The following is a 15,404-nucleotide window of genomic DNA, read 5'->3' on the forward strand; positions in this document are numbered from 1 at the left end:
CCGGATACGGATCCTCATGAAACCCGTAGTCATACGGGTCGAACACCAGCGGCCCCACCACAGCCGTCATCGCCCACACTCCGAATTCGATAACACGTTCCGCAACGCGGCACCACATGGCGGGCCGAGCGAAGACAGATAGCTGGACATGTGTCTGGACACTACCACCGCGTACTCGATCTCGACAATCATCCGATCAGAGCTCACTTCTCCGCTTCGGAGCGAAACACCGGCGGGAGTCGATACAGGCCGGATCGCCTGACACCCGGACCTCGGCGAGAATGGCAGAGTTAGAACCTGTTATTGCCACCGATCACGTTCCAAGACTATATTCCGTACACGTGTCCAGACAGTATCGGAGTAATCCATGAGCAGCCTTCTGCCCGCCGACGGGTCCCGCCTGCTGATCGGCGGCAAGCTGGTCGAGGGCGCCGACGGTGTCTTCGCGACGGTGAACCCCGCGACCGAGGAGGTCCTCGGCCTCGCCGCCGACGCGAACGCGGCCGACCTCGACGCGGCCGTCGACGCCGCGCGCACCGCGTTCGACGAGACGGACTGGTCGCGCGATCACGCCTTCCGGGCGCGCTGTCTCGCGCAGTTGCGCACCGCGCTGGAATCCCATGTCGAAGAACTGCGCGAGATCACGATCGCCGAGGTCGGCGCACCGCGGATGCTCACGAGCGGCCCGCAACTGGAAGGCCCGGTCGCCGACCTCGGTTACGCGGCCGGGCTCCCCGAGACCTACGCCTGGGAAACCGATCTGGGCGTGGCCGCGCCCATGGGCATCAAGACGCGCCGAGTACTGCGCCGCGAACCGATCGGTGTGGTCGGGGCGATCACGCCCTGGAACTTCCCGCACCAGATCAACTTCGCCAAACTCGGCCCGGCGCTCGCCGCGGGGAACACCGTCGTGCTCAAACCCGCTCCGGACACCCCGTGGTGCGCGGCGGCGGTCGGCGCCATCATCGCCGAGGAGACCGACATCCCGGCCGGTGTGGTGAACATCGTGACCTCCGCCGACCACACGCTCGGCGCCCGGCTCACCGCGGATCCGCGCGTCGACATGATCAGCTTCACCGGGTCGACGGCCACCGGCCGCGCCGTGATGACCGGCGCCGCGACGACATTGAAGAAGGCGTTCCTCGAACTGGGCGGCAAGTCGGCGTTCATCGTGCTCGACGACGCCGACATCGCGGCGGCCTGCTCGGTGGCGGCGTTCTCGGTGTGCGTGCATGCGGGACAGGGGTGTGCGCTGTCCACCCGGCTGCTGGTGCCACGCGCCGCCTACGACCGAGCAGTCCAGGCGGCCGCGGCCACGCTCGGCGGGATCGAGCCGGGCGATCCCGCCGACCCGCGCACGGTCTGCGGGCCGCTGATCTCCGAGCGGCAGCGCGCCAGGGTGGAACGCTACCTCGACATCGCGCGCGCCGAAGGCGGCCGGATCGTGGTGGGCGGCGGGCGGCCGGACCGGGAGCGCGGCTTCTTCGTCGAACCGACGTTGATCGCGGACGTCCCCAACAGCTCGACCGTCGCCCGCGAGGAGATCTTCGGCCCGGTGCTGGTGATCATCCCGCACGACGGCGACGAGGACGCCGTCCGCATCGCCAACGACTCCCCCTACGGCCTGTCCGGTTCGGTGTGGGGCAACGACCCCGAACGCATCCGGCGCGTCACCGAAGGCGTGCGGACCGGGACGCTGAGCGTCAACGGCGGCATCTGGTACTCCGCCGACGTCCCGTTCGGCGGCTACAAGCAATCCGGCCTCGGCCGCGAGATGGGCATCGCCGGTTTCGAGGAGTACCTCGAGACGAAAGTCATCGCCACCGCGGCCTGACCGTCGCGGAACAACACAGAGGAGCTGAAGTCCATGGCCCGTTTCACGGGAAGATCCGCCATCGTCACCGGCGCCGCGCAGGGCATCGGCGCCGCCTACGCGCAGGCGCTGGCCGCCGAAGGCGCGAACGTCGTCGTCGCCGACAAGAACGCCGAAGGCGGCGCGGCGGTGGTCGAGAAGATCGTCGCCGACGGCGGCACCGCGGTGTTCGGACTCCTCGACGTGTCCGATCCCGAATCCGCCACCGCGCTCGCCGATTTCACCGTCGCCGAATTCGGCGCCATCGACCATCTGGTGAACAACGCCGCCATCTACGGCGAGATGAAGCTGAACCTGCTGCTGACCGTGCCGTGGGACTACTACAAGAAGTTCATGAGCGTGAACATGGACGGCGCGCTCGTCATGACCCGCGCCGTCTGGCCGCACATGTCCAAACGCCGCAGCGGATCGATCGTCAACCAGTCCTCCACCGCCGCGTGGCTGTATTCCAGCTTCTACGGGCTGGCCAAAACCGGCGTCAACGGCCTGACCCAGCAATTGGCCTTCGAGCTGGGCGGGTCGAACATCCGCGTCAACGCCATCGCGCCGGGTCCGATCGATACCGACGCCACCAGGTCGGTCACCCCGGACGTGATCGTCGACGACATCGTCAAACGCCTGCCGCTCAAGCGGATGGGCACTCCGCAGGATCTCGTCGGCGCCTGCCTGTACCTGCTATCGGACGAGGCGAGCTGGGTCACCGGGCAGATTTTCAACGTCGACGGCGGACAGATCGTGCGATCATGAGCGCCCGCATCGGATTCCTCGGCCTCGGCAACATGGGTGCGCCGATGGCCGAGCGCCTGCTGGAGTGGCCGGGCGGGCTGACGGTGTGCGATATGCGGCCCGAGGCGGTCGAGCCGTTTCTCGCGGGCGGAGCGGACTCCGTCGCCTCGGCGGCCGAGCTGGCCCGACAGTCCACCGTCATCTCGATCACCGTGGTGAACGACGCCCAGGTGCGCGAGGTGATCACCGGACCGGAGGGCCTGCTGCGGACCGCCGCACCAGGCACCGTGGTCGCCGTGCACTCCACAATTAGCGACCGCACCGCCGAGGAACTCGGCGTGCTCTGCGGCGAGCGCGGCGTCGAACTGGTGGACGCGCCGATCAGCGGCGGCGCACCCGGCGCGACCCGCGGCGCGCTCGCGGTCATGGTCGGCGGCAGCGCGGCGGCGTTCGAGCAGGTGCGCGAACCGTTCGGCTGCTTCGCCGACCTGATCGTGCACGCCGGGCCGGTCGGCGCGGGCACGCGCATGAAATTGGCGCGCAACCTGTTGCACTTCGTCTCCTTCACCGCGGCCACCGAGGCGCAACGGCTGGCCGAGGCGGCCGGTCTCGACCTCACCGCGCTCGGCAAGGTGGTACGGCACTCCGACGCGGTCACCGGAGGGCCCGGCGCCATCATGCTGCGCGACACCACCGCCCCGATCCAGGACGGCGACTTCTGGTTGCCGATCCTGCGGCACGTGCGCGACCTCGGGGAGAAGGACCTCGGTCTCGCCCTGGAGTTGGGCGAACGGCTCGGCACCGCGCTGCCGCTGGCCGAACTCGCACTCGACCGGCTCGGCCCCGGCCTCGGCGTCGGGACCGGCACCTCCGTATCGGAAAGGCAATCCTCATGAGCGACAACGGTTCCGGCGACTCCGCGCGGCAGCGCGGGCTGGCCAAGATGGCCGAGGTCTACGGCACGGAGTTCCAGGAATACCCCGGCGCCCACTTCGCCGTCACCGCCGACCACCTCTTCGCCGACATCTGGTCGCGGCCCGGGCTCACCATCCGCGACCGCAGGCTGCTGCTGCTCGGCGCGCTGGCGGCGCAGGGCGCGATCGACACCGCCGGCATCCAGGTCGGGGCCGCGCTGCGCAACGGCGAACTCACCGAAGACCAGCTGCACGAGATCGCGGTGTTCCTGTGTCACTACGTAGGTTGGCCGAACGGCACCAAACTCGACATCCTGGTGGGCACGATTGTGGCGCAGCAGAAGAAGGCCGCCCGCGCGCAGTCCGCGCCCGCCGAGCAGTGAAGGATTCGTTGACCATGTCCGACGCCACCACCATCCGCCCCCTGCGCGCCAGCCGAGTCGAGAACTGGGACCATCGCGCCGACGTCGTCATCGCCGGATACGGCATCGCGGGCGTCTGCGCCGCCATCGAGGCCGCCCGCGCCGGCGCGGACGTGCTGGTCCTGGAGCGCACCGGCGGCTGGGGTGGCGCCGCCGCCCTGGCGGGCGGATTCATCTACCTCGGCGGCGGCACACCGCTGCAACAGGCCCTCGGTTTCGAGGACACCCCCGAGAACATGGAGGCCTTCCTGCTCGCGGCGCTGGGGCCCGGCGTGGACAAGGCGAAGATCGCCGACTACACCCGCGGCAGCGTCGAGCACTTCAACTGGCTGGTGTCCTGCGGCGTGCCGTTCCGCGAGGCGTTCTGGGGCGAGCCGGGGTGGGAGCCGCCGCACGACGAGGGGCTGATGTACTCCGGCGGCGAGAACGCCGCGCCCTTCAACGCGATCGCGAAACCCGCTCCGCGCGGCCATGTTCCGCAGATGGCCGACAAGCGCACCGGGGAGAAGGGCGGCGGCTGGATGCTCATGAAACCGCTGGCCGACACCGCGGAAGCACTGGGCGTGCGCGCGGAGTACGACATGCGGATCGCGCGGCTGATCGTCGACGACGACGATCGCGTGGTCGGCGTGCTCGCCCGCCGCTACGGCAAGCCGGTCGCCATCCGTGCCGAACGCGGCGTCGTGCTGGCCACCGGCAGCTTCGCCTATCACAAGGAGATGATCGAAGGCTACGCGCCACGACTGATCGGCAGGCCCGCCGCGGCGATCGAGGAACACGACGGCATCGGCATCCGGCTGGCGCAGGCGCTCGGCGCGCAGCTGGCGCACATGGACGCGACCGAGGTGGCCTTCTTCGGTGACCCGCAGTTGCTGGCGCGCGGCATCCTGGTCAACGGGCGCGGCCAGCGCTACATCCAGGAGGACACCTATCCCGGCCGGATCGGCCAGGCGACGCTGATCCAGCAGGACAACCAGGCGTACCTGGTGATCGACGAGGCGTCCTACGAGGAGGCGCTGACCACCGAGACCTCGACGCCGTTCTTCCGCCAGCCCCCGACCTGGGTGGCGGAAACCATCGCCGAGCTGGAAGCCGAGATGGGCCTGCCCGGCCAGGCGTTGCAGGCCACGGTGGAGTGCTACAACCTGCACGCCGCCAACGGCGCGGACCCGTTGCTCGGCAAGAAGCCAGAATGGCTGCGCCCGCTGCGCGGATCGGTGGCGGCGTTCGACATGCGCGGTTTCACGGCCGGTTTCACCCTCGGCGGACTGCGTACCGACCTCGATTCCCGGGTGCTGCACGTCTCCGGGGAGCCGATCCAGGGGCTGTTCGCGGCGGGCCGGTGCACCTCCGGTCTGTGCGCGGGCGGTTACGTCAGCGGCGCATCGCTGGGCGACGGCAGCTTCTACGGACGCCGGGCCGGTATCGCGGCGGCCAAGAACTGAACCGTTCCAATCCGCCTAGTAGGATCCAGACACATGTCCGAACCCGATTCCGTCATTCTCGAGGCGACTCGCCGCAGGCTCTCCGGCAAACAAGCCGACACCGTCGACAAGCTGACCCGCTCGGCGGTGGAAGTGCTTGCACGCGAAGGGTTCGCGGGCATGACCATCCGGATGGTCGCCGCGGCTGCCGGGGTCGGGACGGCCACGGCGTACACCTACTTCTCGTCGAAGGAGCATCTGGTCGCCGAGATCTTCTGGCGGCGGCTGGTCGCCTCGCCGTCGCCGGTCAGCGAGGACCCGGACCCGACCGTCCGGGTGGTCGCCGAACTGCGGAACATCGCGATGCTGGTGGCCGACGAGCAGGAGCTCTCCGGCGCGGTCACCAGCGCGCTGCTCGGCCGTGATCCCGACGTCGAGCATCTGCGCGGACGCATCGGCGCCGAGATCCGCAAACGCATCATCCGCGCCCTCGGTCCGAACCCGGACCCGGACGTGGTCGAGTCGCTGGAATTGCTCTACGCGGGCGCGCTGGTGCGCGCGGGCATGGGCTACGGGTCGTACTCCGAGATCGCCGACCGGATCGAGGCCTCCGCGCTGTTGATCCTGCGGTAGCGCGGACAATGCCGGACGACTTCGAGCCGGTTACCCGAAACCGGGCCGCACGGCGCGTGCTTGCTCGTATCTTTGCCGTAGTCGGTGCAGATCGGAGTGGGAAAAGTGCAATCTGGTGAGCTTTCCGCGGACTACGTCGTCGTCGGTTCGGGATCGGCGGGCGCGGTGGTGGCCAATCGGCTCAGCGCCGATCCGGGCACCATGGTGGCGCTGCTGGAGGCGGGCCCGCCGGACAAGAACAAATTCGCGCACATCCCCGCCGGGTTCGCGAAACTGTTCCGCTCCGAGGTGGACTGGGACTACCTCACGCAGCCGCAGCCGGAGCTGAAGAACCGCGAGATCTACTGGCCGCGCGGCAAGATGTTCGGCGGCTCGTCGTCGATGAACGCCATGATGTGGGTGCGCGGCTTCCGCGCCGACTACGACGAGTGGGCGCTGCTGGCGGGTGCGGAGTGGGGCTTCGCGGCGGCCGTCGAACAGTTCCGGCGCATCGAACGCGTGGAGAACGCCCAGTATCCCGACGAGGGCACCGAAGGTCCGCTGCACGTCTCCCGCCAGCGCAGCCCGCGCGGCCTCACCGCCGCCTACCTGGCCGCGGTCCAGGAGGCGGGCTACCAGGTGGAGCCGCCCAACCGGCCGCAGCCGGACGGGTTCACCGAGACCATGGTCACCCAGCGCGGGGGACGTCGGTGGAGTACCGCGGACGCTTATCTGCGGCCCGCCTTGCGTCGTCCGAACCTCACGATCCGCAGCGAAGCGCTCGCCACCCGGGTGCTGTTCGACGGCACGCGCGCCGTCGGCGTCGAGTACCGCCAGGGCGGTGTCACGCACACGGTTACCGCGCGGCGCGAGGTCGTGCTGTGCGGCGGCGCGATCAACAGCCCGCAACTGCTGATGCTCTCCGGTATCGGCGACCGCGACGAACTGGCCCGCCACGGCATCGAGGTGCGTCACCACGCGCCGGAGGTGGGCGCGAATCTGCAGGACCACTTGGTCGCGGGCATCGGCTACGGCGTCGCGGGGGATTCGCTGTTCGACGCGGAGAAGCCGCGCCAACTGCTGGACTACTTCATCCGGCATCGCGGCATGCTCACCTCGAACGTCGGCGAGGCGTACGGGTTCATCCGCAGTAGGACGGATCTGGAGTTCCCCGATCTGGAGCTGGTCTTCGCGCCCGCGCCGTTCTACTACGAGGGACTGCAGGACCCGACCGAACACGGCGTGATCCTGGCGACGGTGCTGCTGCGCCCGCAGAGCCGAGGCCGGATCGCCTTGTCCGACGCGGACCCGTCCGCCAAGCCCCTGATCGATCCGCGCTACCTGTCCGACTCCGCGGGCGCGGATCGCGCCGCCATCATGGCCGGGCTGCGCGTGTGCGCCGCCATCGCCGCGGAGCCGTCGATGAAAGCGGTCCTCGGCCCGCTGATCTACCCGCCGCAGGCGCCGGCGGAACCGGAAGCCGTGCTCGAGCTGACCCTCAACTCGTACGCGCACACGCTCTACCACCCGGTCGGCACCTGCCGCATGGGCACCGACACCGCCAGCGTCGTCACCCCGCGGCTGGAAGTGCGCGGCGTACAAGGGCTTCGGGTGGCCGACGCCTCGGTGATGCCGCTCATCATCCGCGGGCACACGCACGCACCGGCGGTGTTCATCGGCGAGCAGGCGGCTTCGTTCATCCTCGCCGGGTAGGGGTCCTCTCGCCTACGACGCGACGAACAGTCCGAGCGAGGTTGCGGCCAGCAGGAGATACGGCAGCGGGTATCCGATGTGTGTGTAGTGCCGCGCCCGGACCACGGTCAGCACCGCGCCCACGAAGTAGAGCACCAACCCGGCCGCCGCGGCCGCACCGATCGGCGGAAACGCCGGACCGGCCAGCAGTCCGGCCCCGCCGAGCGCCTTGACCACGGCCAGGGGCGTCAGCCACGAATCCGGGATTCCGTAGGCGCGCATGTTCGTCCGCACCCACTCGGCGCGGACCACATCGATGCCGGCCGCGAGCAAGGCGGCCGCGGCCGCGAGCACCGTGGCGACGACGTAGGCGATGTCCATGGCAATACCCTTTCCTCAGGTGCCGCGCCCGGTCCGGACGACGGTCACCTGTGAGCTGTCGAATCCGTCATCCCGATGACGGACCACGGAGCGGAAAGGTGACCGATGCCCACCGAAGACGGCTTGGCGCGGGAATTCGAGGTGCGGCGCGACCATCTGCACGCGGTCGCCTACCGCATGCTCGGCTCATCGAGCGAGGCCGACGACGCGGTGCAGGAGACCTGGTTGCGGCTGGCCCGCCACGACGTCGAGGAGGTGCGCAACCTCCCGGGCTGGCTCACCACCGTCGTGTCCCGGATCTGCCTGGACATGCTGCGTGGCAGGGCGGCGCGGCGCGAGGAACCGCTCGACCACCCGCCGCGGCTCGACAGCGGCGCCGAGGAGAACGAGCCGGAGCGCGAGGCGGTCCTGATCGAGTCGGTCGGCCGGGCGTTGCTGGTGGTGCTGGACCGGCTCGGCCCCGACGAGCGGGTCGCGTTCGTCCTGCACGACCTGTTCGCGGTGCCGTTCGACGAGATCGGGCCGATCGTCGGCCGCACCACGCCGACCGCCAAGAAGCTGGCCAGCCGAGCCAGGCAGCGCGTGCGGGGCGTGGCTGTGACGGCGGGCCCGGAGCTCGCCGCGCAGCGGCATGTCGTCGAGGCGTTCCTGCGCGCGGCGCGCAGCGGCGATCTCGACGGGCTGTTGTCCGTGCTGGCGCCCGACGTGGTCCGGACGGCCGACGCCGCCGCGCTCCCCGCCGGAGTGGCCACGACCGTGCGCGGCGCGGGTTCGGTCGCCGCGGAAACCGTGCTGCTGCAGAGGCGTTCGCAGGTTGCGGCGCTCGCGCTGGTGGAAGGTCACCCGGGTATCGTCGTCGCCCCGCGCGGCAGGCTGCTGCTGGCGCTCACCGTCACGGTGCACGGCGACCGGGTGGCCGGATACCGGGTGACCGCCGATCCGTCCCGGCTACGCGGGCTCCCGATCAGCCTGTTGCCCTGCTGATTTCGATCCGCCTCGTTTCAGCGCACCGGCCGCATCCGGCTCGGCGCGCTCCGCCGCACGGCGCCGCCGGAATTCTCGCGGCGTCTCGCCGAAACGGGCCTTGAACGCCGCGGAGAACCACGCCGGGGTGAATCCGGCGCGAATCGCCAACTCGCGGATGGGATCCTCCCGGGTGGGATCGTCCAGCAGATCGCGCGCGGCGCGCAGGGCCTCCTCCCGCCTCACGTCGCGATAGGTGGTGCCGACCTGCTGCAGCACCGAGCGCAATTGCCGCGGCGACCAGCCCAGCGCGTGCGCCACCGCGGGCAGGCGGACGTCGTCCCGGCCGACGTTGGCGCGCACGTACTGCCGGATCTGCGCGACGACCTGAGCGTGATGACCGCGCTGCGGATGGGTTTCGCCGAGCGAGATCAGGCTCAGCAATTCGGCGATCCGGTCGCACACCGCGTTGAACTCGTGGTCGGACAGGTTCGACTGCTCGGCGTGGGTGCTGCGGATCATGGCCTGGGTGATCCGGCCGAGTCCGGAGTTCAGGTCGATCGTCATGCCGCGTTCGGCGAGCGGTCCCGCGCGATGATCGAGTTCGGCCCGGGGCAGCTGGATGGCGAAGGCGGACAGGAGCGGGATATGGATCTGGCACAGGTCGTCGAGTGCGGTCACCGCGGCCTGATCTGCCCGCGCCCGCGTCTCCTCGCCGCGATAGCGCACCGAGTACACGCCCCGTTCGGGGATGACCACCCAATAGAAGTCGTCGCACGGACCGTGGCGGATGTTGGTCCGGGTGCGATAGGAGGTACTCGTTCCGCGCTGCTCCCAGCGCAACAACCGGTAGGCGGCCGATTCCTGCACCGTCATGCCCGAGTACCACCGTTCGGGATCGCCGTACCGGTAGTCCATCGGAACGAAACCGTTGGCGATCGCGGTCCACGATTGGGCGTCGTTGGCGGTCACGCCGTAGCACTTCATGGTGAGAACCTATCGCCGCTGGATCCACCGCATATCGTAGTGCCGGCCAGGACGATACGGCTGCCGCGCGAACCTCGCGACGCTGGGAAGTCCGAGGCGCAGCGGACGGCTCGCCCGCCGGATTCCGTCGGCGCGCCGCGCGTTACGCACTCAGCGCACGGGCACCCGGGCGAATCCGAGCGGCGGCGTCGGCGCGGGCCCGGTGCGCAAGACGGGCCGGAAATCGGGCAGCACCGGCAGGACGTCGGCATTCCGGGCGGCATAACACCGCACGGCGGGAAGCGCACGGGCCACCTCGGCGCGCTCCACCGGCTCGTGGTCGATGAAGCCGATGGTGTCGAGTCCGAGGCCGAGCGTGCGCGCGATTCGGACGATCGCCGAAGATTTGGGGCCCCAGCCGATCTCGACGGCCGAGAACATCTCGTAGACGCCGTGCCGGTACAGCTTGTCCAGCGTCCACTCACGCTCGCCGCGACTGGCCACGGCGTGCCAGATCCCGCGTTCGCTGAGCACGCGCAGGGTGCGCAGCGCGGCGGGCCGCAACGCGCCGACGGTCGCGTCGCACACGGCACCGTCCCACAAGGTGTTGTCCACTTCCCAGACAAGACATCTCAGAGCCGGTGTCATCGCCCTGCCCCTATCGTTGCGTCATCACTGCCTTTCCGCCGTGGCGTGCGCGACAGATGGGCACTGCACACCATCCAGGACACGACACGTGCCGGACAAGACCCTGGTTACATGGCCATGACCGGCGCGGGTGATCCTACCGGCATGTCGGCCGCGCCTCGCGGCAACGACCGAACCGGCTGCGCTCCGCACCCGGCGGCGAGCCGGTGGGCCGAGCCGGAAATGGGCAGGTGGTCACCGGAAATCGGTCGCACGTCCAGCTGCTGTGACCGCTCACAACTCCCTGCCGGACGGTCTCACTCGCTCTCACAGAACCCGTCGATCAGGTCCGCGAAAGAGATCAACAGATTAGTGTGAATGCGCTGCACAGCAATCGTGGGCGGAAGGGAGTCGCCAATGTCCGTCGACAGTTCGGCCCGGCCGAGCCTGACCCTGTCGGGAAAGCCGATGTCGTCGCCACTGAAAGACGTTCGCGGGCTATCGCGTCAGATGGTCGGCCACTTCGTCGAGAACGTCATCCCGTGCGGAACCCTACCGGGTGACGCCATCGCAGGCGACGTCACCACCATCACCCGGGTCTGCCTGGAGCTGGCGGTGAGCATGCTCGACGGTAAAGACCTCCCGGAGAAACTCCAGCGGCTCGGCGACGCCGCCGCGGGATGGGCGCGGGAGGGAGTACCGATCGACACCATCCACCACTCGATCCACGAAGGCTTCAAGATGGGCCTGGAGCTGGTGGTGTCCGACGCGACGATGAAGGACTACGACGACCTCGTCGACGGCGCCAAGATGGTGGTCGAGATGCTCGACATGATCAACTCGGCGGTCTCCATGGCCTACGTCCGCGAGCTGCGCGCGGTGGTCAGCGAGCACCACACCGCCGTGCACACGCTGACCTCCGCGTTGCTCGGCGGGCACAGCACCTCCACCATGGCGCGCGAATGCGGCATCGCCATCGCCTCCTCGTACGCCGTTCTGGCCGTGGCGATTCCGCCGCACCGCGAGGAACGCAATCCGATGGTCGACGGCAAGGTCGTCGCCCGCAGGAAACTGCGGCGGGTCCAGGCCGAGCTGGCAACGCGCTGCGGCGAGGCCGCGCTGTCGCTGCTGAGCGTGGACGGCGGCACGGTGCTCATCCCGTCGGGCCACTTGAACAACGAGCAGCTCGACGCCCTGGTCACCCAGCTGTCACACGCCGCGCAGGTGGGCGTCACCGCGACCATGGTCGAGGCCACCCCCGAGAAGATTCCCACCGCCGCCGACCAGGCGCACGAACTGCTCGACATGGTGCAGCGATTGCAGGCGGTGGCCGGGCTGTACCGCTTCGACGAGCTGGCGCTGGAATATCAGCTGACCAGACCTGGGCCCGGCCGCGAGTACCTCGGCTCGCTGCTGGATCCGCTGGACGCGCACCCGGAACTGCTGGAGACGCTGCAACGGCACATCGCCAACAACCTCAACCGGCAGCGCACGGCTCGCGTGCTGCACGTGCACACCAACACCGTCGACTACCGGCTCAAACGGATCGGACAGCTCACCGGATTCGACCCGTCGCAGCCGTCGGGCCTGTGGTATTTGCGCTCGGCACTCGTCGCCCGCACGTATCGCACGACCTGACCGCTCGACGCGTTCACGGGTTCGTCGCCGTCCGCGGCCGGCGGTGGACCGCGACGACCCCGCGTGGATCACTCGCCCCGCCGCCCGTTCCCATGCGCGGGAACGACAAGGCGCTGGTCATTGTGGTGTCACAGATCGACGATTACCGTGAGCCACGAGTTACGAAGGCCGGTGGCGGCACAGCCCGGGTCGTCGCAACCAGAGGTATCAGGAGGTTGCGATGACATGGGTGGGCGCGTCGGCGGGAGAAATCGCGGCGGGAGTCCGGAGCCGGGAGGTATCCCCGCTGGAGGTGGCCGACGAGCATTTTGCCCGCATCGCGGCACTGGATACACGGATCAACGCCTTCCGCATCGTGCGCCACGAGCAGGTGCGCCGCGAAGCCCGCGCCCTGGCCACCCGTAGCGATCTCGCCGACCTCCCGCTCGCCGGAGTTCCGGTGGCGGTGAAGGACAATCTCGACCTCGCCGGGTGCGTGACCGGCCACGGTTCGCGCGCGGCGCGGCAGACCGCGGCCGAGTCCGACAGTGAGCTGGTCCGCAGGTTGCGTGCCGCGGGCGCGCTGCTGATCGGCAAGACCAATGTGCCCGAGCTGTGTCAGTGGCCGGTCACCGAGAGCGTCGCGCACGGCATCACCCGCAACCCGTGGCTGCTCACGCACACTCCGGGCGGATCCACCGGCGGCGGCGCCGCGGCGGTCGCCGCCGGAATGACCGCGCTCGCAATCGGTTCCGACGGCGGCGGTTCGATTCGCATCCCCTCGTCCTGTTGCGGGCTCGTGGGCCTGAAGCCAGGCGACGGCGTGATCGCGCGGCCTCCCGAACTCGGCTCCAATTGGCTCGGCCTGTCGACGTTCGGACCGCTGGCCACCACGGTGTCCGACGCGGCCTTGCTGCTGGCGGTGCTCACGGCCGACGACCGCTACCTGGCACCGGCCGCACCCCAGCGGACCCTGCGAATCGGCATGACCGCTCGGCCACCGGTTCTCGGAGCCTCCGTCGACCCGCAGGTGCGCACTGCCATGCTGGCGGCGGCCGAAGCGCTGCGTGCGGCGGGCCACACCGTCACCGAGGTGGCTCCGCCGTGGCGACCACAGGACGCGCTCGGTTTCCTCACCCGCTACTTCGCCGGCGTCGCCGAGGACACCACCGACCTGAGCGCGGACCTTCTGGAACCGCTGACCCGCAAGGTGGCCCGGGCCGGACGCGTGATCGGCCGGGTGCGTCGTGTACCCGACGCTCCCCCGGCACGGCAGTCCGAACGATTCGCCGCGTGGTTCAGCGAGCACGATCTTCTGCTCACACCCACCCTGGCGACCCCGCCAATTCCGGTCGGAACCTTCGCCGGGAAGGGATTTCCGGGCACCCTGCTCGACGTATCCCGCTTCATTCCCTTCACGCCGCCGTTCAACACGGTCCGCTACCCGGCGATCTCCGTTCCCGCCGGGCAGTCCGACACCGGACTGCCCATCGGTGTGCAGCTCGCCGCGGCGCCCGGCGGCGAAACCACGTTGCTGGCGGTCGCCGCACAGCTGGAGCAGATCCGTCCGTGGCAGCGGCACGCTCCGCTGGCCGACGCGTCGATCCCGTAGCGGACGGTCACCGCCGCTCGCGTCAGCACCGCGGTCCCCGAAAAAAGATCGACGCCAGCCGTTTTCCACTGACCGGACCCGGACGGCGCGCTCCCGCCAGCGCGCGAGCATCTCCGCGTACATATGCCGTTAATGCCGTGTTTACGATGTTCCGGTGCTTGTGAACGACGTGCGAGGGAGCTTGACCCCACCGGGCGAGCGAGTGGGTATCGAAGAGCTCCGAGAGCGTCGGTTCCGGCCGATGGTCGTGTGGTGCGGTATCGCGGCCATCGTGGTCGCGCTGATCGGCGGCGAACTCATGGCCGCGCACATCGGGGCGCTGGGCCCGCTGACCAGCCTGCTGCGGGATTACGCCGGAACGCCGAAGTCGGCGACCACACCGTGGGCGGGATTCCTGCTGGCCTTGGTCGGGATCACGGCGCGCGCACGCTTGGGCGCCGTCGCCGCGGCGATCGGCGTCGACCTGGTGTTCGTCCTCATCAGGACGGCCGAGGGGCGTCCGTTCACGGTCGGCAACGGCCCGACCATCGTGCTCACCGCACTGGCGGTGCTCGCGTTCGTGCGGTGGGACGGACAACGACGCCGCACGGCGTTGCGCACCATCGCCTTCGGCGCGCTGCTGATCGCGGCGACGAAGATCAGTGAGATCTGGCTGGACATCACCGCGTGGGCCTGCCCGACAGTCCTCGATCCGTATGTACAGGTCGCCGATCGCGCCCTCGGCAGCCCGTCCTGGCTGGTCGGGCACGCGCTCGAGGTGGCGGGACCGCTGGCGACGGGTGTGGTGCGCTGGGTGTACTTCGAGCTTCCGCTGGCGGCAGTCCTGGTCGCGGCCTGGCAGTTACGCGGCGTGACGACCAGCGCGTGGCCACGGCACTACCTGGTGCGCACGTTCCTGACCCTCGGCCTCGTCGGGCCGATCTGGTACGTCGTCTTCCCGGTGGTGGGGCCGGTGCTCGCCTACGGACCGCAGGGACTCGGCTTCGAGATCGCCGACGTCTGGCCGGATGTCGTTCCGGCCGTGCCGTCCTCGATCGACGCGCTGCGCTTCGACGGCATCACGCCGCGCAACTGCATGCCGTCGCTGCACACCGCCTGGGCGCTGTCGCTGTTCATCCACTCCCGGCGCGGCCCGCTGTGGTTGCGCTGGGGCGGGGCGTTCTGGCTGGTGTGCACGCTTGTCGCGACGCTCGGCCTGGGCGCGCACTACGGCATCGACCTGGTCGTGGGCGCGGCGTTGTGCCTGACGGTGGAATCCGTGCTGCGCGAGCCGGATCGGGGCTGGGATCAGCAGCGCGTCCGGATCGTGGCCATGGGTGTCGGCGTCTGCACCGGCGTGCTGCTGTGCATCCGCTTCTTCGCCGTGCCGATGGCAACGCACCCGCTACCGTCCGGCATCGTGATCCTCGGCGCGCTCGGTGCGCTGGCGATCCTGTTCTACCTGACGTGGTTCGGTACGTCGTCGGCGGAATCGACCAGCCCGGCACCGGCGGTGGATCAGCCGGCCGATTGTCGGACAGACGCGTCGCGGTGATCTGTGTGCCCTCGGCTTCCACGTCGACGCCACCGCGACGA

Annotated in this window: 14 protein-coding genes; 11 read left to right on the forward strand and 3 right to left on the reverse strand. The window is 69.6% G+C overall.

Annotation, left to right across the window (positions count from 1 at the left end):
* The first annotated feature begins 367 nt into the window (after positions 1 to 367).
* The 7 genes from ABZ824_RS33390 to ABZ824_RS33420 all read left to right on the forward strand — a co-directional run bounded on the left by ABZ824_RS33390 (position 368) and on the right by ABZ824_RS33420 (position 7,684).
* Complete coding sequence (locus ABZ824_RS33390) at positions 368 to 1,834, forward strand: aldehyde dehydrogenase (protein WP_355078350.1); 1,467 nt, start codon at positions 368 to 370, stop codon at positions 1,832 to 1,834.
* Positions 1,835 to 1,867: 33 nt separating this feature from the next.
* The gene (locus ABZ824_RS33395) at positions 1,868 to 2,620 is read left to right on the forward strand and encodes an SDR family oxidoreductase (protein ID WP_356968119.1); all 753 of its coding nucleotides are present in this window, start codon (positions 1,868 to 1,870) and stop codon (positions 2,618 to 2,620) included.
* The gene (locus tag ABZ824_RS33400) at positions 2,617 to 3,495 is read left to right on the forward strand and encodes an NAD(P)-dependent oxidoreductase (RefSeq protein ID WP_356968121.1); all 879 of its coding nucleotides are present in this window, start codon (positions 2,617 to 2,619) and stop codon (positions 3,493 to 3,495) included. The genes ABZ824_RS33395 and ABZ824_RS33400 overlap by 4 nt, the downstream gene beginning before the upstream one ends.
* Entirely contained in the window at positions 3,492 to 3,896 is a 405-nt protein-coding gene (locus tag ABZ824_RS33405; protein ID WP_355078353.1) for a carboxymuconolactone decarboxylase family protein, read from the forward strand. Before ABZ824_RS33400 ends, ABZ824_RS33405 begins: the two co-directional genes overlap by 4 nt.
* Before the next feature lie 14 nt (positions 3,897 to 3,910).
* Complete coding sequence (locus ABZ824_RS33410; RefSeq protein WP_356968123.1) at positions 3,911 to 5,380, forward strand: FAD-dependent oxidoreductase; 1,470 nt, start codon at positions 3,911 to 3,913, stop codon at positions 5,378 to 5,380.
* 33 nt (positions 5,381 to 5,413) lie between these two features.
* Entirely contained in the window at positions 5,414 to 5,992 is a 579-nt protein-coding gene (locus ABZ824_RS33415) for a TetR family transcriptional regulator (RefSeq protein WP_356968125.1), read from the forward strand.
* Between the two features lie 105 nt (positions 5,993 to 6,097).
* Complete coding sequence (locus ABZ824_RS33420) at positions 6,098 to 7,684, forward strand: GMC family oxidoreductase N-terminal domain-containing protein (RefSeq protein WP_356968127.1); 1,587 nt, start codon at positions 6,098 to 6,100, stop codon at positions 7,682 to 7,684.
* A gap of 12 nt (positions 7,685 to 7,696) precedes the next feature.
* Here ABZ824_RS33420 and ABZ824_RS33425 read toward each other — a convergent pair whose 3' ends face one another.
* Complete coding sequence (locus ABZ824_RS33425; protein ID WP_356968129.1) at positions 7,697 to 8,044, reverse strand: DoxX family protein; 348 nt, start codon at positions 8,042 to 8,044, stop codon at positions 7,697 to 7,699.
* 105 nt (positions 8,045 to 8,149) lie between these two features.
* Between ABZ824_RS33425 and ABZ824_RS33430 the strand changes: the two genes are divergently transcribed.
* On the forward strand, positions 8,150 to 9,028 hold the full coding sequence (locus tag ABZ824_RS33430) for a sigma-70 family RNA polymerase sigma factor (RefSeq protein WP_356968131.1): 879 nt from the start codon (positions 8,150 to 8,152) through the stop codon (positions 9,026 to 9,028).
* On the opposite strand, the gene ABZ824_RS33435 is transcribed toward ABZ824_RS33430, so the two are convergent.
* Both ABZ824_RS33435 and ABZ824_RS33440 read right to left on the reverse strand, forming a co-directional pair.
* Complete coding sequence (locus ABZ824_RS33435) at positions 8,993 to 9,994, reverse strand: helix-turn-helix domain-containing protein (protein WP_355078358.1); 1,002 nt, start codon at positions 9,992 to 9,994, stop codon at positions 8,993 to 8,995. The two genes, ABZ824_RS33430 and ABZ824_RS33435, sit on opposite strands and share 36 nt — an antisense overlap.
* A gap of 150 nt (positions 9,995 to 10,144) precedes the next feature.
* Positions 10,145 to 10,621: an HAD-IIIC family phosphatase gene (locus ABZ824_RS33440; protein ID WP_355078359.1), complete on the reverse strand. Its 477-nt coding sequence runs from the start codon at positions 10,619 to 10,621 to the stop codon at positions 10,145 to 10,147.
* Between the two features lie 396 nt (positions 10,622 to 11,017).
* On the opposite strand from ABZ824_RS33440, the gene ABZ824_RS33445 reads away from it, so the two are divergent.
* The 3 genes from ABZ824_RS33445 to ABZ824_RS33455 all read left to right on the forward strand — a co-directional run bounded on the left by ABZ824_RS33445 (position 11,018) and on the right by ABZ824_RS33455 (position 15,363).
* Entirely contained in the window at positions 11,018 to 12,238 is a 1,221-nt protein-coding gene (locus tag ABZ824_RS33445; protein ID WP_356968133.1) for a helix-turn-helix domain-containing protein, read from the forward strand.
* 220 nt (positions 12,239 to 12,458) lie between these two features.
* Positions 12,459 to 13,829: an amidase family protein gene (locus tag ABZ824_RS33450; RefSeq protein ID WP_356968135.1), complete on the forward strand. Its 1,371-nt coding sequence runs from the start codon at positions 12,459 to 12,461 to the stop codon at positions 13,827 to 13,829.
* Positions 13,830 to 13,983: 154 nt separating this feature from the next.
* A complete protein-coding gene (locus ABZ824_RS33455) occupies positions 13,984 to 15,363 on the forward strand; it encodes a DUF5933 domain-containing protein (protein ID WP_356968137.1) in 1,380 nt (459 codons plus the stop codon).
* Positions 15,364 to 15,404: the final 41 nt, after the last annotated feature.

The sequence above is a fragment of the Nocardia sp. NPDC047038 genome (assembly GCF_040644075.1).
Taxonomy (GTDB): domain Bacteria; phylum Actinomycetota; class Actinomycetes; order Mycobacteriales; family Mycobacteriaceae; genus Nocardia; species Nocardia sichangensis.